15 protein-coding genes are annotated in these 24,035 nt (G+C 61.8%); 3 read left to right on the forward strand and 12 right to left on the reverse strand.

Annotated elements, in window-relative coordinates; translation table 11 throughout:
* Positions 1-8: 8 nt before the first annotated feature.
* From FHT09_RS16500 to FHT09_RS16510, 3 genes are all read left to right on the forward strand, one after another.
* Complete coding sequence (locus tag FHT09_RS16500) at positions 9-1,319, forward strand: amidohydrolase family protein (RefSeq protein ID WP_104606190.1); 1,311 nt, start codon at positions 9-11, stop codon at positions 1,317-1,319.
* A 90-nt stretch (positions 1,320-1,409) separates the two neighbouring features.
* Entirely contained in the window at positions 1,410-2,675 is a 1,266-nt protein-coding gene (locus FHT09_RS16505) for an LLM class flavin-dependent oxidoreductase (RefSeq protein WP_104606191.1), read from the forward strand.
* Positions 2,672-3,460, forward strand: a complete 789-nt coding sequence (locus tag FHT09_RS16510) for an alpha/beta hydrolase (protein WP_104606192.1) — start codon at positions 2,672-2,674, stop codon at positions 3,458-3,460. Before FHT09_RS16505 ends, FHT09_RS16510 begins: the two co-directional genes overlap by 4 nt.
* An 80-nt stretch (positions 3,461-3,540) precedes the next feature.
* On the opposite strand, the gene FHT09_RS16515 is transcribed toward FHT09_RS16510, so the two are convergent.
* The 12 genes from FHT09_RS16515 to FHT09_RS16570 form a co-directional block, all read right to left on the reverse strand.
* Positions 3,541-4,035 carry a DinB family protein gene (locus FHT09_RS16515; protein ID WP_104606193.1) on the reverse strand — a complete coding sequence of 165 codons (495 nt, stop codon included), beginning with the start codon at positions 4,033-4,035 and terminating at the stop codon, positions 3,541-3,543.
* A gap of 66 nt (positions 4,036-4,101) precedes the next feature.
* Complete coding sequence (locus tag FHT09_RS16520; protein ID WP_104606194.1) at positions 4,102-5,379, reverse strand: cupin-like domain-containing protein; 1,278 nt, start codon at positions 5,377-5,379, stop codon at positions 4,102-4,104.
* Positions 5,380-5,394: 15 nt separating this feature from the next.
* The gene (locus FHT09_RS16525; RefSeq protein ID WP_104606195.1) at positions 5,395-6,582 is read right to left on the reverse strand and encodes an FtsX-like permease family protein; all 1,188 of its coding nucleotides are present in this window, start codon (positions 6,580-6,582) and stop codon (positions 5,395-5,397) included.
* Positions 6,583-6,590: 8 nt separating this feature from the next.
* Positions 6,591-7,739, reverse strand: a complete 1,149-nt coding sequence (locus tag FHT09_RS16530) for an ABC transporter permease (RefSeq protein ID WP_104606196.1) — start codon at positions 7,737-7,739, stop codon at positions 6,591-6,593.
* A gap of 92 nt (positions 7,740-7,831) precedes the next feature.
* Complete coding sequence (locus FHT09_RS16535) at positions 7,832-8,782, reverse strand: aldo/keto reductase (protein ID WP_104606197.1); 951 nt, start codon at positions 8,780-8,782, stop codon at positions 7,832-7,834.
* A gap of 11 nt (positions 8,783-8,793) precedes the next feature.
* On the reverse strand, positions 8,794-9,480 hold the full coding sequence (locus FHT09_RS16540) for an ABC transporter ATP-binding protein (protein ID WP_104606198.1): 687 nt from the start codon (positions 9,478-9,480) through the stop codon (positions 8,794-8,796).
* A complete protein-coding gene (locus tag FHT09_RS16545) occupies positions 9,477-10,427 on the reverse strand; it encodes a polysaccharide deacetylase family protein (protein WP_104606199.1) in 951 nt (316 codons plus the stop codon). The genes FHT09_RS16540 and FHT09_RS16545 overlap by 4 nt, the downstream gene beginning before the upstream one ends.
* Before the next feature lie 14 nt (positions 10,428-10,441).
* A complete protein-coding gene (fabD, locus tag FHT09_RS16550; protein ID WP_219842983.1) occupies positions 10,442-11,344 on the reverse strand; it encodes an ACP S-malonyltransferase in 903 nt (300 codons plus the stop codon).
* Between the two features lie 13 nt (positions 11,345-11,357).
* Positions 11,358-12,461, reverse strand: a complete 1,104-nt coding sequence (locus FHT09_RS16555; RefSeq protein WP_104606200.1) for a glycosyltransferase — start codon at positions 12,459-12,461, stop codon at positions 11,358-11,360.
* Positions 12,462-12,464: 3 nt separating this feature from the next.
* A complete protein-coding gene (locus tag FHT09_RS16560; RefSeq protein WP_104606201.1) occupies positions 12,465-13,334 on the reverse strand; it encodes an alpha/beta hydrolase in 870 nt (289 codons plus the stop codon).
* Positions 13,331-13,561: an MbtH family NRPS accessory protein gene (locus FHT09_RS16565; RefSeq protein ID WP_104606202.1), complete on the reverse strand. Its 231-nt coding sequence runs from the start codon at positions 13,559-13,561 to the stop codon at positions 13,331-13,333. The genes FHT09_RS16560 and FHT09_RS16565 overlap by 4 nt, the downstream gene beginning before the upstream one ends.
* 145 nt (positions 13,562-13,706) lie before the next feature.
* Positions 13,707-23,912 carry an SDR family NAD(P)-dependent oxidoreductase gene (locus FHT09_RS16570; RefSeq protein WP_184417028.1) on the reverse strand — a complete coding sequence of 3,402 codons (10,206 nt, stop codon included), beginning with the start codon at positions 23,910-23,912 and terminating at the stop codon, positions 13,707-13,709.
* Positions 23,913-24,035: the final 123 nt, after the last annotated feature.

Consider the following 24,035-nt stretch of genomic DNA (forward strand, 5'->3'; position numbering starts at 1 on the left):
TACCAGCAATGAAGCCTTATACCCTCATTTCCGTGGATGGACACGCCGGACTGCCGACAGCTCAGTATCGCGACTATCTTGAGCGGAAATACCACGCGGCGTTCGACGACGAAGTCCAACAGTTGGCAGCGCTACGCAAACGCTTCCTGGTGGCCGGAAAGAACGCCACCGAAGTACCGCTGATGTATGAGGCACATATGCACCGTTATTCGGACCCGGACAATGCGGAGATGCAGGAACGCATCCGCGGTGCATGGGATATCGATGTACGGTTGAAGGAGCTCGATGCCGAGGGCGTCGTGGGAGAGGTGCTGTTTCCGGATGGGCAAGGGTTCAATTCGTTCCCCTTCGATGGCTTCTTCGGCGAGCACCCGAAACCGATTCGCGACCCCGAGCTCCGCTCGGCCGGTGCACGGGCGCATAACCGCTGGCTGGCGGAATTCTGCGCGGCGGGCGGCGGAAGACTGCAAGGCGTCGCGATGATCATGCCTTACGACATTCTGCAGGCGGTAGCCGACGTTCGCGCGGCCTTTGCGTCCGGACTTCGCGGCATCGTGTTGCCTCCGCCGGACGATATCTATCTGCCCTACCACGAGAGTGTCTATGACCCTCTATGGGCGGTCTGCGCCGAGCTGGGCATGGCAGTCCATTCGCACGGCGGCGATCCGCCGAAGATCTACGGCAGCAGCGTCGCGTCGCAGACGCTGGCCATCCTTGAATTGGGCTTCTTCCGGCGTCGGATTCTTGCCCAGCTGATTTTCGGCGGGGTCTTCGTACGACACCCGAAGCTACGATTCGTCTACACCGAAGTGGGCATCGATTGGCTGCCGAACTTCGTGGAATTGCTGGAGCATGTCTACCATAACGACTGGCTGCGGATGGGAAGGGCACCGAAGAAGTGGTTGTCCCTGTCTCCCAAAGATGCATGGGCGCAGAACTGCGCTGCGGCAGCGACTGCGGCGACATACGAGGAAATCCAGGAGGCACGCCGGCTGGGTGTCGATACGGTGATGTGGGGAGCCGACTATCCGCACGTGGAGGGCGGCTGGCCACATTCGTGGCAGGAGATCCGACAGGCATTCGCTACTGTCGACGATGTCGATCGCCGCAAGATGATCGGTGAGACCGCAGCGGAGTTCTATCGCTTCGATCCCAAGGTTGTTGAAGCGCAGGTCGCGCGAATCGGCCCACCTGCCGGCACGTTTGTCAGTGATGATGCGCCTGGACGAACGGAGTACACCGTGCATGACTTCACCAACGGTTGGGTCAATACGTACGGCGGCTTCGCACGCAACATGCGTTGGTCACTGGAGTCGTAGTCGTATCGTGGTTGGCAGTCCAGCCGGGGCTCGGTCGACACATCCAGCCAGGGCATTCGGCTACCACACCGACTATTCTCAAGGTGATCGATGAAAGTTTCGATGTTCCATTTGATGCCGTTGCGCGACCTGCCCGCAGACTTCGAGCACCGTTATCGCTCCGTGTGGGTGGATGTGCCTTGGCATCAACTGACGACCCCGCAGCGGGTCGGCCAGTTCTACAACCAGTCGCTGGATGAGTTGCTCTATGCAGCGCAATGCGGCATCGACGGCATCTGCGTCAACGAGCACCATCAAAATGCCTACGGAATGATCGCGAGCCCAAATCTGATGGGATCGATCCTGGCTCGGCAGACTGCCGGGCTGGATGTGGCCTGCATCCAGCTTGGTGCCACGCTGCCCAATACCCATCCGCCTACCCGCATTGCCGAAGAGTACGCGATGCTCGATTGCATCAGTGATGGACGGATCGTGGCAGGTATGCCACTGGGCACACCGTTCGACGTGAACTATTGCTATGGAATCACCCCGCTGGAGCAACGCGAACGCTACTACGAGGCACATGATCTGATCCTGCGTGCCTGGAGCGAGCGTGAGCCGTTCGCCTGGAACGGCAAGTACACGCAGCTACCCATGGTCAATCTCTGGCCACGCCCGGTTCAGGCGCCGCACCCACCCATTTGGGTTCCCGGCAGTGGCAGCCTCAGTACCTGGGAGTTCACTGCGCAACACGATTATTGCTACTGCTTCCTGTCTTACCATGGCATCCGCTTTGGCAAGAGCGTGATGGACCGCTACTGGGAGTTCGTCAGCAAGAACGGGCACGATGCCAATCCCTATCGGACGGGGTTTTTGCAGCTCGTCGCTGTATCGGAGACCGATGAGCAGGCAGAACAGGACTACTACGAACACATACGCTACTTCTACGACAAGACCCAGCACGTTGCTCCAGAGTTCACGCCACCGGGCCATCAGGACTATGCCTCCATGGTGAATACCATTCGCAGCCAGGTGTCACAGGTGCAAAGCGTGCGATCGAAGATCCCTCAGTTCAAGTTTCGCGATTTCGTCGATAACCAATTGGTCATCTCGGGCAGCCCGGCCACTGTGCGTGAGCAGCTTGCCGAGTCGGTACGCTCGCTACGCGTAGGCAACCTGATGGTATTGCTACAGATCGGCTCGATGTCGCACGAATTGACGCTTAAGAATATTCGACTTTTCTGCACCGAGGTTCTTCCGTACCTGCGCGACATCTGGGACGACCAAGGATGGGAGAACCACTGGTGGCCGGAGAAACTGCGGGCAACGCGTCGGCCGCCGTTTGATCGCGCCTCCCCTGCAGGAATAAGCGCATGACCATCGAGCAACGCGTGGTACTGGCCTGGAATGGCCGGATCCAGACTCGTGTCGATGTCCAGGGGGACGGTCCGCCAGTGCTGTTCCTGCATGGCGAGACTGGTGAATGGGATCCCTTCCTAGAACGTCTCGCACGTCGATTCACTGTCTACGCACCGGACTTCCCGGGTACCAGTCCCGGCTCCGAGGCCGCAATCAACGAACTGCGCGACGTTTGGGACTTGACCCTGTACTTGGAGGAGCTGATCGACGCGCTGCAGCTGGACTCGGTCGCTGTTGTCGGTCATTCGGTCGGCGGTATGTTCGCTGCAGAGCTGGCAGCCCAGTGCCGTCGGCGCATCCGACGCCTCGTATTGATCGCCCCTGCCGGGCTTTGGCGAGACGATCATCCCATCCCGAACTGGTGGTCGATTCCGACCGAAGAGCTTCCCGCATGGACACTCGCCCAGCCATACGGCCTGGTGGGGAAAATCATGTTTTCGCCGCCCACCGACCGCGAGGAAGCGCTACAAGCCGTAATCCGGCAAACCTGGGCCAAGGCCTGCGTCAGCAAGTTCACATGGCCCATCCCCGAGAAAGGGCTCTGTCGCAGGATGCACCGCATCTGCGCTCCTAGCCTGGTGGTGTGGGGAAAGCAGGATCGTCTGATTCCCCCGCTTTACGCGCAGGAGTTTGTAGGCCGCATCGCCGATGCGTCGGCCTTGCTTGTCGAAGATGCAGGACATATCCCCCAACTCGAGCAACTGGATATCGTCTCCGAGGCGGTCGTGCGCTTCCTCGGTTGAGATGCCGCTCTACACGATCGGGAACCCGTTGATTTTTCCGGCGCTCTGCGATGCGCTACCGTCACAGGGCACCGGCCGGGTCAACCGGCATCTTCCAGATTGATCCCGGGCTCGCCGTAAATCGTGGGCGGCTGACCGCCGGCAAGCATCATCAAGATGCTGATCTGGCCACGGTGATGGGCCTCGTGCCGGAACATCAGGTGCATTAATTCCACGCGTTTCCACGGCTTTCCGTAGAAATTCACCGTCTCGCCCATCCACGCCTCCTGCTTGCCGAGCGTCGCTTCCAGTAAGGAAGCATGTGATGTACGGAATGCCGCCGTCATTTCTGCGACCGTTGGCGGCGGCGCATCCATCGGCACCGCATTCTCTCCCGCAGGGACCGCCCCCATGATGTCCGCGCAGAACCAGCGCTCGGTAATGCAGATGTGCCAGATCAGTCCTCCCAGCGTCCAGCCTTTCTGCGCAACAGCCGTTTGATCGTTGTGCCCTTCCGGTATCGCCGCCAGCACCTCCAGCGTGGTCCGGTGCTCGTAGTCCCAGGTTCCCAACAGGTCTTCAATCTGTGTGCTCATCGGTGCCTGTGCTCACTTTGGGGGCGGCCTCCAGGACCGCCGACGCTACGTCATCTCTGCCTTGGGTTACAGCGCCGCACCAGGCGATCGCATGTACACCATGAACTGTACGGCCTCGGTCTTGGTCAGGCTGTCCAGCGTAAGCTTGCCGAGCCGGTTCCATAACAGATGGGAAAGAACTGCGCCGGAATAACCCAGCCTTGCCGCGGTACGTTCAATTGTCTGCTTTTGCACGGGGCTGATCGCACCGACAGGGCGGGAGCGAGCGGCCAATGCCGGCTCGATATAGCGTGCGGTTTCTCCGATGTCTGCAATGATTTTGTCCACTTCCTGGCCTTCCAACTGTGGCGGACAGAACTGGGACGACGCCGTGTCCGGCAGCAGTTCTGCACAGGCGCTGCGAAGCACCGAGCGCATCCCGATCACCTTCTCTCTGAGCGTCGCGCGCGGCCGCACGTATTCCGCTTCGATCTCCGGCATCAGCCTGGCGTAGCCTGCATGATGATGCGATCCGGCAAGCCGCGAACCAAGGTTCTGGATGTACGAATCGCGATGGACATTGTCCACGCAGAGAAAACGACCGAATCTATTGCGTTTGAAGCGCAAATTAAACGACATCGCATCGTCGATGTAGCCAAGATAATGCCAGATCAAGGCCGGCATATAGATGGTCTCGCCGGGCTGCAGCACCGCGTGGTAACCGCCCACCTCGGCGACGAAGTCCAGTTGCTCTTGCGGGGACATCCTCTCTAGGTAGACGCCCGAGGACCAGGGCGATCCGGCTGCGGTCCTCAAGTGGATGCAGGTCTCTGGCTGGAACAGCAGGACCCGCTTCCGGCCGAACAATTGGTGCAACAGGACCTGCCGATGGTCGCCATCGAAGTGCAGGTGGGCACGGTTGCCTTGATTGGCCACGAAAATATTCGCGCACAGGTCGTGATCTCCATACTTTCGCGGCATGCCCAGGACCTCCGGCTCATGCAGATCGTCGGCGAGGCACAACTCCGGGAGCCGGAACATCTGCATGATCTTCGCGGGAATCTCGTACTCGGTGGACAGCAAGGCAGTATCGGGATGCTCCCGCACATGCGCCCAATACTGGTCGAACGTCATCGTCGTTTCGACCGCGGTCTCAGGAGAGCTCGCCGCCACTGCGTACTCGGTCTGTACGTGCAGAGGAACGCTACCGAAAGCGGCACTGGCGTCCGCCTTGGTACGTATCGTGTCGATGCGCTCCCCCGCAAACAGATCCGTGATGATCACCGGTGTGCGCGTCTGAACATAGTCGCGCAAGAACAGCGCAGCATCAGGCCTGGAGATTCTCGCAATTTCCTTCGCTTCCATAGCGTCTCCCGATTCTCAAATGGCTCGCAGGTCGTCGACGACCTGGCTCTTTATCGATCGCACGGCTGGAATCAGGCCGCCAAGAACCCCGATCAGCAATGCCGCGCATAACCCTTTCAGTACCACTGACGGCGTCAGTACCACATTGAACACCAGTTGGCGCAGATCACCACCAACGGCAGTACTGACGGTGCTGCCGTTGGCTACCAGCCAGGCCATCGCCGCACCCAGTACGCCACCCACCAGCGCAAGCAATGCGGCCTCCACGAGGATCGATGCTACGACGACAACCGGCGGAAAGCCGATGGCGCGCAAGGTGGCGATCTCCCTTCGCCGATCGTCGATACTGGAGTACATCGCATTGATCGCGACAAATGTCGCACCCAACGCCATGATGCCACCCATCACGTAGGCCATGAAGCGCAGCATGCGGTTCAGACTCTGGGTTTCCCGCTGGAGGAACTCCGGTTCGGTGAATACATCCATCGCCAGGCTCGGGTTGGCCGCCAACGCCTTCTTGAAACGTGTGAATGCCTCTGCGCCAGGAAGCACGACCGTGATGTTCTGGAACATGGGGCGATGGCTGACGCTCATGATGGTACTCACATCGGCCATCAACTCGGATTCGCGAATGCTGCGGCCTGCCGAGTAGATCCCGACGACCTTCCACGTTGTGCCATAAGCGACCAGATCGCTTCCCAGCGCCAGACCACGGAACTGCTCCAAGGCCTTGCGCCCGACCACGATCTCGAACTTGCCGGGCTCGAACATGCGGCCTTGGACGATCTTTATTTCCGGACGCATCGCCATGATTTCCGTTCCAACGCCACGGATGGTGCCGTTGACCTCCATGCCGCTGCCACGCTCGATCAAGGTCAGCGGCGCAACCGCCTCCCCAGTGATCAATGGCATCCCATCCGGGCTCCGTCGCAAGTCGGCGGAATTGGCGATCATGTTCCGCTCTTCGTGCGAGATCGCACTTGCGATCTCGACGGTGGAGCCGGCACGCAGCACGATGACGCGATCGGACCGGCCGGCGTCGCGCATGGCCTCGTCGAGCCCGGCATTCATCGCCAGAACGCCGGAGAAAACCGCTACGACACCCGCGATGCTGACGATCATGACCAAGGCATTGACGCGCCTGCCCACAAGTCCATGCAAATTCATCACAACGGCCGAGACGATCAGTTTGAACGATGGCATAAGGCCTCCTAGCGTCCGGACAAGGCGGCGACGATGCTGAATCGCATCGCCCGAAGAATCGGCAGCACCGCGCTGACCACGGCAATGCCGACCGCGATGAGCAGCACATAGACCATGGCTGCCGGCTGCAGCCGCATGGCACCGAACAGCTCGGCAACGGACGGAAATACCAGCGTTGTCAGACCGATCCCCGCCGCCGCCGCCAACAGACACAGCAGCAATGACTCTGCGAGGATCAACAGGGCAATACGCAACGGGGTAAAACCCAGCGTCATCAGCAGGGCGAGCTCCGCGAAGCGTTGGCGCACCGACTGCATCATGGTGCTGGCACTGACCACGATCAGGGTGAACAAGACGGTCCCGATGATGAAATTGCTGACCTTGCGCAGATCGTTGATCTGTCGCCACTGCACGGCGGCGTACGCGTTCTCGGTGCGGGTACGGGTCTGGAACGCGGAATTTTCCGCCATGTCATCGATCGTCTTGGCGATCGCTCCGCTCTGTCGCTCGTCCTGCACGCGGACGATCATCAGGTGGACCGAGCCGGCCCCATAGGCACGTGCCTCATCGAAGTACTCCAGATTGATGAAGAACAGGTCGTTGAGTGCAGGAGATGCCTCAATTGGCTCATAAATGCCGACCACGTCGAAGTACCACACATCGCTCCCATCCTTGCGCGGCCAAAGCGAGGACTTGATCGGTATCCTGTCGCCAGGCTTCCAGTTGAAGCGCTTTGCCAGGTTGCGGCTGATGATCGCCCCGGACCTGATGCGAAGCATGTCCTGTACCTTCTCGGCAGGCAGGCGCAGCTCGGGATACATGCGGAACATTCGCTGGACATCGGCGGCGACAATCGGCAACTGCACCGTAGGCCGCTGGTAATAGCCGACAAAGTAGGCCCAGTAGGCAACATCCGCTACTCCAGGGATCTTTTGTATCTGCTCCGCCAATGGCAACCCCAGTGGGTGATACATGCTGATGCGGTTCATCACGTACAGGCGATCCAGATGGAACCGTTCAGTGACCGTGTTCAGCCCCTGGTTGATGCCGCTGAGCAGTCCGAACAACAGGAACGCCACGGTCATCGAAGCGAAAGTCAGGCCGGTACGCACCGGCTTTCTCCATAGTCCTTTCCAGACCAGCAACAGATGATTCATTGAATAGCCACTCTCGGCGTCAACTCGATGGATGCTGGGTTCATTCGATGCCTTCCTGAAATGGGAGTACCAGATCTATCGGCGACCTGGAGTCACTCGGAGGACCTGAGCGAGCGTGCGAACGGTTCGATACTTGCCGGATACGGCATGCGCGGCGCTGTCGCTGCATCGAGCAGCGTCATCTGAGCCGGCGAAAGCTGGAGATCGGACGCACCGAGATTCTGCTCTAGCTGAATCGGCGACGAGGCGCCAAACACAATGGCGCTGATGCCGGAGCGGTTCAATATCCAGCGCATGGCGACCTGTGACCTCGGTCGCCCCAGTTGTGCAGCCACCTCAGCGAGTGCGGAGAGAACACCCGGCTCGACGGCATCAGGACTCCAGGCGCCTTGCTGAAGATCGCTCACCCTTTCTGTCAGCGCTCCCCGTGCGAGCGGACTCCAGGCAAGAACACCGATACCCTTCTGCGAACACATCGGCAGCAGATCGATCTCGATGTCCCGATCGCGCAGATTGTAGAGCGCCTGTATGCAGCAGTAGCTGGCGCAATTGCGTATCAGCGCGATCCAGAGCGCCTCGTTGAGGCGCCATGCCGTGTAGTTGGACGCCCCTACGTACAACACCTTTCCCTGCCTGACGAGCTGGTCGAAGGCGCTCAGCGTCTCCTCGATCGGTGTCAGGAAATCGTCCGAGTGCGCCAGGTACACATCGATATAGTCGGTCTTGAGACGACGCAGCGATGCCTCGCATGCCTGCACAATATGCTTGCGCGAGAGTCCCGCATCATTCACTCCGGGACCGGTCTGGCGGAATACCTTGGTCGAAATCACCAATGCTTGGCGCTTTTCGTGCGCGAAGACTCCCAGCAAGGCCTCACTTTCGGGGGCGGCATCGGCCGTGTCGAAGAGATTGATCCCAGCATCGATGGATCGATTCCAGATCAGCCGCGATACGTCCGGCGATACGCGCGTACCGAAATCGACCATGCCCAGGCACAGCTGCGAGATCCGCAAACCCGTCCTTCCCAGAAAAACATAGCGCATGGCAGGTCGGCTCAGTGAACCGCAGGGGCGTCGATGGTACGCCCCTTGTCCAGATGTAACTGGCGCGTCGCACGCGCTGCGGCCAACGGGTCATGGGTGACCATGACGATCGTCTTGCCGTGCTCGCGATTGAGCGCGCCAAGCAACGCAAGCACCTCATCGGCGCTGGTCCGATCGAGGTCGCCGGTCGGCTCGTCGCAGACCAGCAGTGGCGCATCGGTGACGATGGCGCGTGCGATGGCGACGCGTTGTTGTTGTCCCCCTGAAAGCTGCGACGGCTTGTGATGGACGCGGTGCGAAAGTCCTACCAGATCCATGGCGATATGGACCTGCTGCCTGCGCCGCACCGCGCTCAGGCGTGTCAACAGCAGCGGCAGTTCGACATTCTGCGCAGCGGTCAACGCCGGCATCAGATTGTAGAGCTGGAATACAAAGCCGATCTGGCGTGCCCGCCAATGCGCGAGCTGCGTGGTGTTCATGCTTGAAATATCCTCGTCCGCAACCCGCACTTCGCCCGAGGTCGGCTTATCCAGTCCGGCAATGATATTGAGCAGGGTGGACTTGCCCGAGCCGGAGGGACCCATCAGCGCCAGGAATTCGCCCTGCGCAATGGTCAGATCCAGACCATGCAGCACGTCAACGCAATGCTCCGCAGGGCCGTAGGACTTCCTCAACGCGCGTAGCGTGACCAGGCTCATGCGTGCTCACTCGGCCGCGGAGCAAGCGCTCCTGCGCTGAACAAGGCCTCCAGACGCAAGCGCAGGTCGTCTCCCGAACGGATCCCAAGACGCGGTAGCACCAGTGAATGGTGCTCTGCAGACGCAGCCAGGTTGCCGGTGGTGACCGCCACGGTGAAACCCGCCTGTGCCGTAAATTCGACGGTCTCCTGGTCGAATCCGCCGTGCGGGTAGGAGAGGGTCGCAACCTCCTGCTCGAGCACGGCTTCCAACCGACGTTTGCCGAGCACGATCTCGCGTTGCTTGGTCGTGGCCGGCTGCGCGGGAAGCAATAGGTGGTTTTCGGTGTGCGCACCGATCTCCATGCCTGGCAAGCGACTCAACACACGCAGTTCATCGGGGTTCAACGCCCGGACATGTGTCGCGTTCGTCGACGACGGCAAACCGCTCCATTGCAAAAGTTCGCGGATGCGCGCCTGCCGTACTTCGAGGGGCAACGGGTAGAAGGTTGCCCTGACCGCGTCGAACGCAGCCCGCCGCTCTTGGCGTGTTCTGGTCGGCATCTCACCGACCCCGTCAGGCAGTGCCTTGTCGATAGACGGCGGAAGGTCCGAATGCGCAAACACGCGCTCGAGCGTTTCCCACCAGAACTCGCCTGGTCCATCGAGCGTGGAGGAGATGGCGAAAAACGTCGCCGGAAACCCGAACTCCTGCAGGACCGGCGCGGCGTGCGTGAGCGCATCCAGATACCCGTCATCGAAGGTGATCGCGACGCTGCGCTCGGGCAGGGCACCGCTTTTCAATCCTGCAGCCAGTGTCTGCAGCGGAAGCACGCGATATCCAGCATCGTCCAGAAAGGCCAGATGCTCCCGAAACTCGGCAGGGGAAACGCACAGATCGGTGCCATCGTCGGCAATGCGGTGGTACATCAGGATGACGGCGGCCTGGCCTCGAGGCGTGGTGTCCATTTTCCTTCCGGGTCTCAGTGGGTAACGACAGGCGGGGGGGCGCTCACGCGGATCTGCGAGATCAAACGGGTCAGGACGCTCCCCGGACCGGCTTCCTCGAACGAAGTGGTGCCGACCTTCAGCATGCTTTCCACGCACTTGACCCAGAGCACCGGCCGCACCATCTGCCGGACCAGAAGGGATCCAATGACTGCGCTAGACGCCTGGGCCGGATAGAACGTTCCCGTCACGTTGGAGATGACGGGTATCTGCGGGCGAAGAAAGACCACATCTTCGATGAAATCGGCAAATGCGCGAGCTGCGTTCGCCATGCCACGGGAATGGAACGCTCCGCTGACGGGCAGACGAATGCATGCTGCCGCACCGGCCAGTTCGAACACGCGCGCGGCGTTCTCCACCTCGGCGGCCGGACCGGAAATGACGGTTTGCGTGGGTGCGTTGTAGTTGGCAACATCGATGGCCTCCAACCCTTCGGCCATCATGATCTCGATGATCCTGGCCGAACTCAGTCCGAGCACGGCGATCATCGCGCCACCCTGCACCTCTGCCATCAATTCACCGCGCTTGGTCACCAGGCGCAGTCCTGTCATCAGATCGAAGACGCCTGCCGCCTGTAGTGCGTTGTACTCGCCGAGGCTATGCCCGGCGACGCAAGCGACCGCCATGCCACTATCTAGCGCGCGGATACCGTGCAAGGCGTTGACCATGTACAGGCATGGCTGGGTGATCCGGGTGTCGGTCAGCGCTTGCGCGTTGTCGAGACACATCCGACGCAGCGAGTAGCCCAGTAGCGCGTCGACCTGTTGCTCGATCTCGGTGTAGTCGCGCAGGTCGAATAGCTCGCCACCCATACCGGATTTCTGAGAACCCTGTCCCGGGAAGATCATCGCGCGCATCGTGCTCTCCTTGTCGTCCATCGGCCTATCGCGCTCATGCTCGGGCAAAACGCCAGCTCGCCCATGCCAGCAGGCGTAGTCGCGGCCACAGTGGAATCGGCCTGGACCAGAGCTCTGCAAGCAAACTGCGGTAGATGCGAGGTCGCTTGGCGAAGCTGCGGGCCTTGCGCTGAAATCCTCCCAGGTCGATGGGCACACCTGGAAAATCCGCTGCTCCTTGCACCGGCACGCGGTCGGATTTTGGCTCGAACAAGCGCAGGACCTGGTCGTTGCCGAAGTGGTTACTGACGACAAATGGCTCGACGACATCGCTCATATCGACAAAGCGCAGGAGCCGGTCATTGGGGGCGACCGTGGTCTCATCGTAGCCGGCAACACGACCGCTGAAGTCATCCATGCGACCTGCGATGAAGGCGGTCGCCTCGACCGCACGGTCATCGGGCAGCGACCAGCGTTCCTGAAGCAGCTGCATCAGCGCAGGACCGCGTTCCGACCGATACCACAGGTCCGCGACCTGGTGGTGGATTGCAAGCACCGTCACGTTATGTTGCGGCCACCGACACAACAGCGAGAGTCCGGTGGAGAGAACCCAATTGCCGCGATGCCAGGTGCATTGATAGCCGAGTGGTGCTCGCCGGCTATGCAGCAACTCCCATTGCCGGCTGTTTCTGCTCGCCAACGTCGCCACGGGAGCAAGCTCGCTGCTGCGCTCGGTGATCACGCGCTGCATCTGTTCGATGAAGTTCGATGGCAGCGCATCGTCGTCGTCCAGCAGCGTCGTCACCAACAGGCTTGCCTGCGGCGGCGCATGCCGACTCAGCCACTGTGTCCCGCTCAGGTCCTCGCCGGGATCGTAGTCGTGCAGATGGGTGCGTGCCCGGGCGGCCACCAGGGTCTGTAGCCGCTCACGCCACGGCTGCGGCAGGTCCGGATCTACGATGATGAACCAGTCGAAGTTCTGCTCGGTCTGGGCCAGCAGCGATGGCAAACAGGTCAGCTCGAACAGGCAATAGCGAAACGCCAGGCGTTCGGGCTGCAAGGGATCGCGGCGAAGTACCGAAACCAGCACGCCGTTCAGACCGGCTCGCGTGGTCGAATGGCGATAGCTGAAACGCGTAATGACAGCATGCCAAAGCATCGTTCAACCCAGTTGATCGAGGTGAAGCGGCGGAGCGCCGTGGGAATCCAGCCAATGGGAGACATAGTGGCGGACCAATGCATTGAAGCGCACCGGGTTATCCAACATGACAGCATGGCCGGCCCTGTCCACCGCTTCGACGGTCGCATGCGGTATACGAGCGAGAAAGTCCTCGGTCCAGCGCTTGGAGCATAACGCCGATACGGCGCCACGCACCAGCAATAGCGGAACCATGATGCGTTCGAGCGCATCCCACAACGTCTGCTCAAGCCTGGGACACGGCTCCTGGTAGCCGAGCGCCCGATCCGCCTTGAGCCGGAACTCTGCCGGCCCCAGCGCTTGCAGCGCATCACTGGCGATGGCCTGCAGCAGCGATGTCGCCGCCAGTGGCATCGATGCCTGCAGGTGCTCCTGGTATTCGGCAATGGAGTGATAACGGAACTTCGAGCGAAGGAATTCGTCGCGGATATAGGCTGACGTCGACGCACTCAAGCCGGGGCCACCGTCGATCAATACGACCGCACGCGGAGGGCAGGGCAAGCGCTCGGCAGCCAGAATCGAAACCACCGCACCCAATGAATGCCCGATCAAAACATAGTCCCGCAGCTCGAGCGCACGCGCTACCGTGACGACATCCTCGACATGCGATACCACCGAATAATGTCGCGTACGATCACGGTCTGAGTCGCCATGGCCGCGCAAATCGACGGCTGCGATCCCACACTCTGGCATCGAGTGTGCGAGCGCACGCCAGACGAAGCCACCTTGTCCAAAACCGTGGACCAACAGCAACTTGATCGGTGGTGTCCCCCAGACGCGCACATGCAGCGCCACATCCTCGGCCACGCGGATGCGCATCGATGCCTCGCTCATTGCGTGCTGCCGCTGCCGGATGCGTTTTCCTGCAACGCCAAACGGACGCTGCGCGGCGTGAGGTCTGTCCAGACGTCATCGACATAGTCCAGGCATGCCTGTTTGGTCGACGGGCCGTGCACCACCCGCCATCCTGCGGGGACGTCGATGGAACATGACCAAAGCGAGTACTGCTCCTCATCATTGATCAGCACGATGAAATCCTCGGATGTATCTTGCTCAGACATCTTCACCTCCGGCTTTGGCGGGACGATATCCCGCGCTGTTGGGTGGATCGACGACGCCAGGAGATCAATACCAGCCACTGACAGCACCAATGGCGTCGTTCGGTACGACCTGCGTCAACAAGACTGCTCCTTGACGCTGATCGGTTCATATCGTGTAGCTCAAGGGTTGGGGGCGTGTTTTTCCAGACGTGGTCCGCGATACCGATGTCGTCAAGGCGTCGTCGACTACCCACTCATGTTCTTCGCGTCCCTCCATGATGTGCCGCAGCAACGCATCCAGGGTCGGATGGTCGAATGGACTTGTCGTGGTCAGCTCTAACTGCAGCGACTGGTTCAGACGCTCCACCCATTGCACGGCGAGCATGGAATCCAGGCCGTAGTCGGCGAACGGGAGCTGCGCGTCGAAGTCGCCAGCATCAATGTCCAGCACGGCACATAGTTCCTGCAGCAGACGCTGACGCAGGCCATTACTCGAAACCGATGCGACGGCGGCGGCCGAGTGTCCGATGCCGCTCGTTGCCGGTGTGGTCGGCGCAGCATCTACGCCGGGAAGCAGCGCACCGATATGCAGGACCAGTGCATCAATGGTTGGATGGTCGAACAAGACCGTGCTGGTCAGCTCGATCTCGAAGCTCTGGTTCAACACCTCGACGATCTGAACCGCCAGCATCGAATCGATGCCGTAGTCCACGAACTGCGCATCGGAGCGCATGTCACTACGCTCGATACCGGCAACCTCGATCAAGGTCTGAACAATCGCCTGTGTGATGCGATCCGTTGACGCCGGTAGCGCAGCCGTAGGTGCCGTTATCGTTGTCGGTGCGGGGCTGGATGGAAGCGATGTGGGCACAGTCCCACCAATCCTTTGGATATGCGCCACGATGGCGTCCACTGTCGGATGGTCGAACAGGCTGGTCGTGGTCAAGCTGGTGTCCGCCTGCGTGTTGAGTACCTCTACCGCCTGCACTGCCAGCATCGAATCCAGGCCGTAATCCGAGAGTTGGATGTCGTCACGGATGTCGGCCACGTCGATAGCGAGCGTGTCGGCGAGGGTGCTGCGGACAAGCCGGCGAAGCGAGGCAGCAGCGCTGTCGGTCTCGACCTCGAGCTGTTCGACCGCGACCTGCGCCACGGCGGCAGTGATTGGCTTGGCGCGAGCTGCGACGTGCTCGACTCGAACCATCGTACTGGCGAGCGGCTGGCGGACCCAGCCATCGCTGGCGGCGACGATGATCTGCTGTCCCAGCGCACTGGCGTTCTGGGCCGGCAATGCAATCGCACCGAAACCCTCCTCGGCCAGGACATCGCACCACGATTCCGGCGACAACGCCGGCGACCCGGGAAGACGCAAATGGGCATCTGCATATAGCCACCATCCCTTGAGCAGACCGAAGGTGGCATGGGCGAACAGGCTGGTGGCGCTCACCTCGTTCAGGACGATGACGCCGTTGCGCTTCAGGGCCGCCTTGGCATTGCGCAGCGTCTTGTGGATATCGACGGTCGCGTGCAGGACGTTTGCGGCAATGACGATATCGAATTCCCCGATGCCGATGTCCTGAGGCGCCACTGCGCGCTCGACGTCGAAGGTCTGGTAGCGCATGTAGGGCACCTGCTTGCCGTAGTCGTTCTCCGCGGCCACCACGAATGCCTTGGAGATGTCGGTGAACAGGTAGTCGGCAATGACATCGGTATACGGTGCTAGGACCTGGATCAACGGCGCGGTGGTGCCACCGGTGCCGGCGCCGATCTCCAGGATACGCAGACGCACCTCCGGATCCAGACGACGACGCCGTTCGATGTAGCGGGTCACCACCTGGCAGAGGACACGATTGAAGAAGTCCGGCACCGGGCTGTCGCGATAGATTCCTTCCACCAGGTGCGACGATGACTTCGGAAATAGCACATCGGTGGCGGCGCGCTTGCCACCGAGCACTTGACCCAGCTCACGAAGCGTTGCTTCGGCCAACAAGACCGGAGCGGCGAGCTGCGGAGTTGCGCGCCATTGCTGCGCGCAACGCTCCCATTCCACCCAAGGCGATGCCGTCGCCGACGGCCCGAGCCGTCGCCAGCGACCATCGTGTTCGGCAGCCAGGCCGTGCTGCGCAAGCACGTCCAGGGTGTGCCGCAGCCAGGGACGGTACTGGGCCACGACTGGATGATCAGATACCTGCACATCAGCGAACGCGCCAAGCTGTTCGAGTTCGTGGCACATCAGCTCCAGCAGCAGTGCTTCGAATCGCGGGGGCAGGCCCTCGCTGACCAGTGCGGCGGGATCCATGTCTATCTGGACATCCAGTGGTACCACTGGCGCGGCGTCCTCCACGCGTGTCAATCGGTCGTCGGAGAACTGCACTCCCCGCAACGCGTTCGGCCGTTCTGTCTTGACGAACGCCAGCTGGCGGAAAGGGCCGGCCAGCAATTTTTCCAGTGCGAGCATCCCCTCTGCCGGCTCCACCGAGCCCATCCCAGCTTGCGCGATCCAGTTGCGGTAACCACTGGAAACGGCGGCAAAACCGACGCTGCCCCAATAACCCCAGTTCACCACGCGCACCGGACAGTTCCATTCTCGTGCCAACCTGGCGGCGTAGGCATCTTCGACGGTGCATCCAGCTGCGTAGTTCGCTTGGCGTTCGGTCTTTTCCAAGGCCTGGATGGATGAAAAGAACAGTACGAAGTCCAACGGCAAATGCGCAAAAGCCTGGGCCATGCGCACCGAGACTTCGATCTTGGCGGCTAAGCCGCGCCAGAAGCGCTGTTCGTCCATGCGCTCTAGCGTATCGCCAGCCATGAGCAGCGCCGCATGGACGACCCCATGGATCGTTCCGAACTGCGTCTCGACCTCGATACAAGCCCGCTCCAGTGCGACTTGGTCGGTGGCATCGGCCGAGATGTAGTAGGGCGCTTGCCCCAGCGCGCTCAGACGGCTGATCTTCTGTTCGATGACATCGTCGCGCTTTCGCAGCCCGATCCATACCACCTGGGCCGTGTACTGACGAATCAGATATTCACTGAACGCCTCGCCGATACCGCCGGCGCCTCCGATCAGGACATAGACGCCGTTTTGACGGAACGCCGGCTGCGTCGGCGGGGGCATCGCGCACGGCATCCAGCGCTGCCGATACCATCTCCCATGACGTGACGCCCAGGCATTGCCGTCGGCGTCCGCAGGAATGGTCAATAGATCTCCCAGTGGCCATGGCGCGCCTGGCTGCAGATCCAGCAGGCGCACGCGCCAGCGTGGATATTCCTTGGCGGCGGTTCCGACGATCCCGTGCACGCCAGCGTGAGTGGGGTCGTTCGCTTCACCCTCGAGCACCGGTTGGCTGCCTTTGGTGATGATCGTCAGGCCCAGCGGCTTGTCGGCGTGTCCGAGCTTCACCAATGCCTTGACGAGCCGGAAGATGGTCAGCACGCCGCGCTGCTGTTCGTTGACGATGCTTTCGCCGTCAATGCTGCGGTATGCGCTCTCCGGTACCAACCATAGAAGGTGATCCAGCTTGCCGATGCTGCGCAGTTGGTCGGCGGCGTGTTCGGCGGTGTCGCCGATCGATGCTGGAAGATACTTCGCGCGCGGATAGAGGCTTTTGAGCGACGAACGCTGGGTCTCGTCACCGCCGATGACCACAAGCGCTTCTTTGTTGCCTGGCCATGGACTTGCCTCCGGGGGGAGTGTCGGTTCCCAGACCGGGGCCAAGGTCAAGGTGCCGACCGGGCACGCGTCGCGCAAGGCGTCCGCACACAGGTCATCACGCGTTGCCTGAGCGCTTTCTGCAGCCGCGGCCCCTGGTTCAGTGCGTGCCGGCGCCGCTTGATCCAGCCCTCTGCTGGACGGCGTGGGCAGTGCGGTAGCCGGCCTTGTGTCGCTGCGCGCAGGTCCGCCGCTCGGGCGCGAGGTGACGCCCTGCAACTTGATCAGGATCTGTCCAGCCGCGTCAAAGAGATCGATGTTGAGCCTATGGCTGGATGCGCCTGGCTCGCGGCGAATCCAGACCCAGACCTGAGCCGGACAGTGGCCGAACACCTGCAGCTGATCGAGTGCAAACAGCATCAGTGAACGCGGCTGCGTCTCCTCAACCGGGTCCATAGCGCGCTCGACTCCGATCTCAAAACCGATCGACACCTGCAGTGCGCTATCGAGCAGACTCGGGTGCATCAGGAAGTCCGGATGCGTCTGCTCGGCGCTGGCGGGCACCCTGACCTGTGCCAGAATCTCGTCCGCGCCAACGAATGCCCGTTCGATACCCCGGTAACTTTCCCCATAGGCAAGTCCCATGAGCTTGAAGGCGTCGTAGTAGTCGCGCGCGGACAACTGGCGTTGCTTGCAGCGGCTGCGGATCGATGCAAGGTCGATCATCGGCGAAGGGGATGCTCGACCCAACACCGCACGGCCCTGGCAGTGCGGTATGTCGTTGTCCACACCGAGCACGCGGAAGCTGACATCAGCGCCTTGCGGCGGCTCCAGGACCACCCGCAGTTCCACCGGGGCTCCGGCGACAAGAGGACGCAACCAGACCACATTACGCAGCTGGCGGACATGCCGGCCTGGATAGGCCAGATCGACGGCCGCCCATGCCATTTCCAGACACGCGGCACCCGGGAGCATCGCGACTCCTTGCACGACATGATCGCGAAGGAAGAACTCCTCGCCCGTCCAACGGGTGACGAAGCTGGCGTTGGGTGCAGTGTCCAGCACCCCATGCACGAACGGATGCAATGGCTCCACCGGCGGCGCTTCCGTCGTTGTAGCTGTGCCTGTAGCCGATGCCGGGTCGATGGCCATGCTGCCAGCCCGGCTGCTCTGCGGAACCCAATACCGTTTGCGCGAGAATCGGTAACCGGGGAGCGGGAGACGCCTTTGGGTCCTGAACACAGGGCCGAGTTGCATGCGCGCTCCCTGCACGTACAGCGTCGCCAGTTCGGATAACAGACGCTCGCGCTTGCCGCTATCGGTTTCGAGCGCCAGCATGCCGATCCCATATTGCGCCTGCGCCGAAATACCAGCGTGGGCAGTGCTGGGTGCGGCCGCAGATGCCGTCACGCGCGAGGTCGCGCCCGCCAGCCATTGGCGCAGCTCGCGTGCGGCATCCTTCGCGTCACCGGCGATCAACGCCAGGCGATGACCGTGATGACGCCGCCCCGCTGCGAGGGTGAACCCGACCGCGGCAATATCGACAGCGGCATGACGCTCCAGGTGCTCGGCCAACGCTTTGGCCTGCGCCGGCAAATCCTCGGCGCGATAACCGGACAACAGGAGCAAGTTAGGCTCCGCTGAAGCGGCTTGCGCGACAGATGCCGATGCGTTTTCTGCTTCTTCCACCACCACATGCGCATTGGTACCGCTTAATCCAAACGAGCTCACGGCCGCCATCCGACGTTGCCCACTGGGGACGGTCCAGTCCTTCAGCGCGGTGTTGACGACAAACGGGCTATCACCGAAGGCGATATGGGGATTGGGCTGGCTGAAATGCAGCGAGGGTGGGATCTGCCGGTGGCGCATCGCCAGCAGGACTTTTATCAGGCCTGCGACACCGGCAGCGGCACCGGTATGCCCGATGTTGGTCTTGATCGACCCCAGCGCGCAGAAGCCTTTGCGCTGGGTGTAGTGACGGAACGAACGGGTCAGCGCCGCAGCCTCGATCGGATCGCCGAGGATTGTCCCGGTTCCGTGCGCCTCGACCATCTGCAGGTGTTCCGGATCGATCCCGAACGTGTCGTAGACCTGACGTTGCAGGCGTTCCTGCGCGGCGGCGCTGGGCGCGGTGATGCCATTGCTGGCACCGTCCTGATTGATCCCACTGCCCTTAATCACGCCATGGATATAGTCCCCGGCGTCCAATGCGTCCTGCAGTCGCTTCAGCACGACGACAGCGACGCCTTCGGACGGCACGAAGCCGTCCGCATCGGCACTGAAGGCGCGGCATTGACCCGTTGGCGATAGCATGCCCGCGCGGCTAGAGGAGATCAGGAAGCCTGGCGTGCACTGGATCCAGACACCACCGGCAAGCGCAATGTCCGTTTCTCCTGTCCACAACCCCTGGCACGCCAGGTGCACGGCAACCAGCGAACTTGAACACGCGGTGTCCAAGGTGATGGCCGGACCCTGCAGGTCGAGATAGTAGGCGATACGTGCAGATAGGACAGAGGCCGCATTGCCCCACATCGCATGCGGCGGAAGCGATGGCTGTTCCTGGAGCAACTGGCCGTAGTCTCCACCATTGAACCCCATATAGACGCCGCAGCGCGCGCCGGCGATGCTTTCCCCTGCATACCCTGCGTCTTCCAGCGCATGCCAGGACGTTTCGAGCAGCAGTCGATGCTGCGGATCCATATAGGTGGCTTCGGTCCCGGAAATATTGAAGAAAAGCGGATCGAACTGGTCGATGTCGTCCAGGAACCCGCCTCGCGGGCACACCCGGGTATGTTCCGGCAGCTGCGAGGTATCGACCTGCCAGCGCGTGATCGGTCCGATGACCTCGTCGCCGGCAGCCAGGTGAGCCCATAGCTCCTGCAGGTCGCCCGAGGCGGGAAAGCGGCCGCTCATGCCGACGATGGCGATCGGAGCGGCGATGCCGGCGCCGGGCGCGGCAGCTGTGTGAGGCTGCAGGCGGCTGGCGCCGTGCGGCGGCTCTTGCACATGCGTCTGCGCAGGCGCCGCAAAATGTGGCAAGGACGTGTCAGCACAGTGGAGCAACTGCCCGTGGTCGTACGCCTGCAGGATGTGGTGAACGAGTTTGTTCACCGAGCTGTGGTCGAACAGCGCTGTGCCGGCCACATCGATCCTCAAGGCATCGTTGAGTGCGCGCACGATCCGCGCGCTGCTGATCGAATCTACACCGTAGGAGGCGAATGCCCCATCGGGATCGATACGCTCTGGAGCGAGCTTGAGTGTTGCTGCCAGCTGGGAAAGCAACGTTGTTTTCACATGGGCTTCGACGTCGATGGCGGCCACCGTATTGGGAAGTTCGAGCATTTCAACGACTTCAGGTGAGGATGAGACAGCGTCTGGTGATGATTCCGGCCGCTCGTCCGGCGAGAGCCGGTGCAGGACCGCTAGCTGGGGCACAGCGGCATGCATGAAGATTTCCAGGGCATCCATCGCCTCCTCCGGCTCCAGCGCGCCGACGCCAAGTTGGGCAAAGCGCTCGCTGACGCTTGGAGGCAATGCCGCCGTCGCGCCGATGCCGCCCCAGAAGCCCCAATTGATCGTCTTGATCCGTGGCGCGAGACGGTTCGCCAAGTATCTGGCCAAGGCATCCTGGTACAGACTCCCGGCGCTGTAGTTGCTCTGGCCAGCCTCGCGCGAATAACTTGCGAGCGAAGAGAACAGCACGATGCAGTCCAGCGGATCCTGCCCGAAAATACGAAACAGATTGCTTGCCACTTGCGCCTTGGTGGCGAAGATTTGCTCGAAGCGCTGCGCATCCATGCTGGCAACGCTCTGATCGTGCAGTTCGATCGCCGAATGGATGACGCCATGAAGCTGGCCATACGTCTCCATCACGCGTACGCGCACCTCAGCCAGCGCGACCGGATCAGTCGCATCGGCCTGCAAGTAGAGCGGGGCCGGCCCCAGATCGGCTAGATTGCCCAGCTTTGCAGCCACGCCGCCATCGGCCGGCCGACGTCCCACCCACACCACGCGGGCCTGGTAATGACGCAACAGGTACCTGGTAAAGACTTCGCCGACGCCACCGGCACCGCCGACGATCAGATAGACGCCGTTGCGGCGGAAGGCACCATCGGCGCGGGACGGCACCGGGACGGGCTGCAAATGCTCGCGTGCCCACTTGCCCGAACGATGGATCCAGGTCCGCCCGGTCGTATCAATCTGTATGGCAGCGATCTGGTCGACGGGCATCGCCTCGTTTCGGCCGATATCGACTAACCTCGCGCTCCAGTTTTCCTGCTCCTTGACCGCGCTTGCGACCAGACCGAGTAGCGCGGCGTGGGACGGCGTTGCGTTGAGCTCACGCGTGATCAATGTCCACTCCAATGGCGCGGCTGCGTAGCCATGCTCGAGCATTGCCTTGATCGTCCGGAAGCAGGCATGCACCTGCTCGGATTGGCTCTGATAGGCCAGAATCTCGTCGGGACGCGCAGTCGCGTGGTCTGCTGCGATCCAGACGATATGGTCGATATGCCCCAGAGCGCGCAGCGACGCGACCCACGCATCGACACCCCCGGCGGTGGGCAAGTTCAGTCGATCAGCACGTGGCCAGAAATGCACGAACGCAGCGGCTTCGCTGTCACTTGCACCCACCAGGACCACCTGCGCCTGCGCATCGACGCCGGCGACAACGGGCGAGGGCACAACGTGGAGCTCGGGAATCAGCAGTTCGAGATGCGCGAACGGTGTCGCCGGCGCCGAAGCGGGTTGCGGTAGGCATTCGTCGGTGACCGGGGGGCCGTCTCGTCCAGGTGCAGCGGCGACATCGCGATCGACGACAGCACCTACCCAGCAATACTCCTTGGCGAACGGGTAGGTGGGTAGGTGCGCCAGGCGTACGCGGCTTGATCGGGACAGATCGCCCCACCGCGGATCGAATCCTTGAACCCAACGCGCGGCCACCGCTGCAAGTCCTTCGGCGCTATTGCCGTGGTAGTGCAGCGTCTGCGTATCGTCATCCTGCAAGCGGGCATCGCGCATCAGTGCAGTGATGTGCCCGAGCAGCAGATCATCCGTCGCATCGCCGGACAGGTAGTGCTCCAGCTTCGCGATCGCCTCTTCCCGGGTATCGACCACAAAGGCCAGTCGATGTTCGAAGGCCTCGCGTGCGACCTGCAAGGTGAAGGCGACGTCGGGCAGCGGAATGTCCTGATCCAGGGAAAGGTAGCGGAGCAGGGAGCGGCACTGACTCTGCAGCAGGTCAACGTCGCGGGCCGAGACCACGAACAGCACCGGCTCCGGTTCTGAATGAGACAGTGGGGTCGGGTCGGTCCACTCCTCCAGCACGAGGTGCGCATTCGTGCCGCTATAGCCGAACGAACTCACCGCAGCGCGCCGAGCCGTCGATGCGGAGCCCTGCCATGGGCGCAGCTCGGTATTGACCACGAAGGGCGAGAGCTCCATCGCGCAGTGCTCGTTGGGCTGTGTGTAATGCAGGCTAGGTACCAGCTGCCGCTCGCGCAGCGCCAGAACGACCTTATGCACGCTCGCCACACCCGCTGCCGCTGAGGTGTGCCCGATATTGCTTTTCACCGATCCGAGTGCGCAGAACCGCGTATCGCTGGTCGCTTCGCGGAAGGCCGTGGTCAGCGCCTCGAATTCGATCGGATCGCCGAGCTTGGTTCCGGTGCCATGGGCCTCGACATAGCCGATCGATGCCGGATCGATTCCATGACGTCGATACACATCGCGCAGCAGATCGATCTGGCTGCGGACGCTTGGCGCAGTGATGCCGTTGGTACGTCCATCCTGATTGATGCCCGAACCCAGCACGACCGCGTGAATACGGTCGTTATCGGCGATCGCATCGCTGAGCCGTTTGAGGACCAGCGCACCGGCGCCCTCGCCGGGCACGAAGCCATCGGCAGCGTTATCGAATGCACTACATCGGCCGGCAGCGGAGAGCATGCCGGCCCCGCACATACTGATATAGCTCTCCGGCGTCAGGTACAAGGTGACACCACCAGCCAGTGCGAGATCGATTTCGCCAGCGAGCAGGGCTTGGCAGGCCAGGTGGGTGGCCACCAGCGACGACGAGCAGGCGGTATCGATGGCAATCGCCGGGCCTTTCAGATTCAGGTGATAGGCGATTCGTGCGGCCGCAATCGATGCGGAATTTCCTGTCGCTTCGCCGATGCCCGCGCCGGCACGCTGGCACAGGCTCACGTACTCATTGCCCATGATGCCGAGGTAGACGCCGCATCGGGCGCCATCCAGACGCGATGGGGCATAGGCGGCATCCTCGAAGGCACGATAGCTTTCCTGCAGGAACAACCTGTGCTGTGGATCCATCAATGCAGCTTCTGCCGGCGAGATGCCGAAGAACAGCGGATCGAAATATTCGATGTCATCCAGCGCACCCATCGATCTGCAATACATCTTGCCAGGCAGCTGTGGCCGAGCATCGTAGTAATCCTCAACCTTCCATCGCGACGGTGGAACGTCGCGGACTCCCGACCTGCCTTCGGCCAGCAACTGCCAGAACGCTTGGAGCGAGCCAGCGCCGGGATAACGACCAGACATCCCGACGATCGCGATGCGCTCGCTGGCCGGCGTCGCTGATGATGGCGTCGACGACGGTGTTGCCGTCTGGTCCGTTCGCGCCGGCGCAGCCAGCATCGCCTTCGCTTGCTCCGGCGTGATCTTTCTAGCTTGCAATGCGCCAAGAATGTCTTGCTGATTCATATCCGTCGTCCGTTTGATCTTCCTGAAGCAACGATCCGCCACACATCATCTCTATGGCCGACAAGCACTAGTCACCTGATTCACGGCGGCCGGCGCGCGCTTCTACAACCGCAGCGTGCCGGC

This window comes from Xanthomonas sp. CFBP 8152, assembly GCF_014199025.1.
GTDB lineage: Bacteria > Pseudomonadota > Gammaproteobacteria > Xanthomonadales > Xanthomonadaceae > Xanthomonas > Xanthomonas arboricola_B.

Excerpts from the sequence above, each read along its gene's own strand:
- FHT09_RS16500 (WP_104606190.1), top strand. The coding sequence starts at position 9 with ATGAAGCCTTATACCCTCATTTCCGTGGATGGACACGCCGGACTGCCG.
- FHT09_RS16505 (WP_104606191.1), top strand. The coding sequence starts at position 1,410 with ATGAAAGTTTCGATGTTCCATTTGATGCCGTTGCGCGACCTGCCCGCA.
- FHT09_RS16510 (WP_104606192.1), top strand. The coding sequence starts at position 2,672 with ATGACCATCGAGCAACGCGTGGTACTGGCCTGGAATGGCCGGATCCAG.
- FHT09_RS16515 (WP_104606193.1), bottom strand. The coding sequence starts at position 4,035 with ATGAGCACACAGATTGAAGACCTGTTGGGAACCTGGGACTACGAGCAC.
- FHT09_RS16520 (WP_104606194.1), bottom strand. The coding sequence starts at position 5,379 with ATGGAAGCGAAGGAAATTGCGAGAATCTCCAGGCCTGATGCTGCGCTG.
- FHT09_RS16525 (WP_104606195.1), bottom strand. The coding sequence starts at position 6,582 with ATGCCATCGTTCAAACTGATCGTCTCGGCCGTTGTGATGAATTTGCAT.
- FHT09_RS16530 (WP_104606196.1), bottom strand. The coding sequence starts at position 7,739 with ATGAATCATCTGTTGCTGGTCTGGAAAGGACTATGGAGAAAGCCGGTG.
- FHT09_RS16535 (WP_104606197.1), bottom strand. The coding sequence starts at position 8,782 with ATGCGCTATGTTTTTCTGGGAAGGACGGGTTTGCGGATCTCGCAGCTG.
- FHT09_RS16540 (WP_104606198.1), bottom strand. The coding sequence starts at position 9,480 with ATGAGCCTGGTCACGCTACGCGCGTTGAGGAAGTCCTACGGCCCTGCG.
- FHT09_RS16545 (WP_104606199.1), bottom strand. The coding sequence starts at position 10,427 with ATGGACACCACGCCTCGAGGCCAGGCCGCCGTCATCCTGATGTACCAC.
- fabD (WP_219842983.1), bottom strand. The coding sequence starts at position 11,344 with ATGGACGACAAGGAGAGCACGATGCGCGCGATGATCTTCCCGGGACAG.
- FHT09_RS16555 (WP_104606200.1), bottom strand. The coding sequence starts at position 12,461 with ATGCTTTGGCATGCTGTCATTACGCGTTTCAGCTATCGCCATTCGACC.
- FHT09_RS16560 (WP_104606201.1), bottom strand. The coding sequence starts at position 13,334 with ATGAGCGAGGCATCGATGCGCATCCGCGTGGCCGAGGATGTGGCGCTG.
- FHT09_RS16565 (WP_104606202.1), bottom strand. The coding sequence starts at position 13,561 with ATGTCTGAGCAAGATACATCCGAGGATTTCATCGTGCTGATCAATGAT.
- FHT09_RS16570 (WP_184417028.1), bottom strand. The coding sequence starts at position 23,912 with ATGAATCAGCAAGACATTCTTGGCGCATTGCAAGCTAGAAAGATCACG.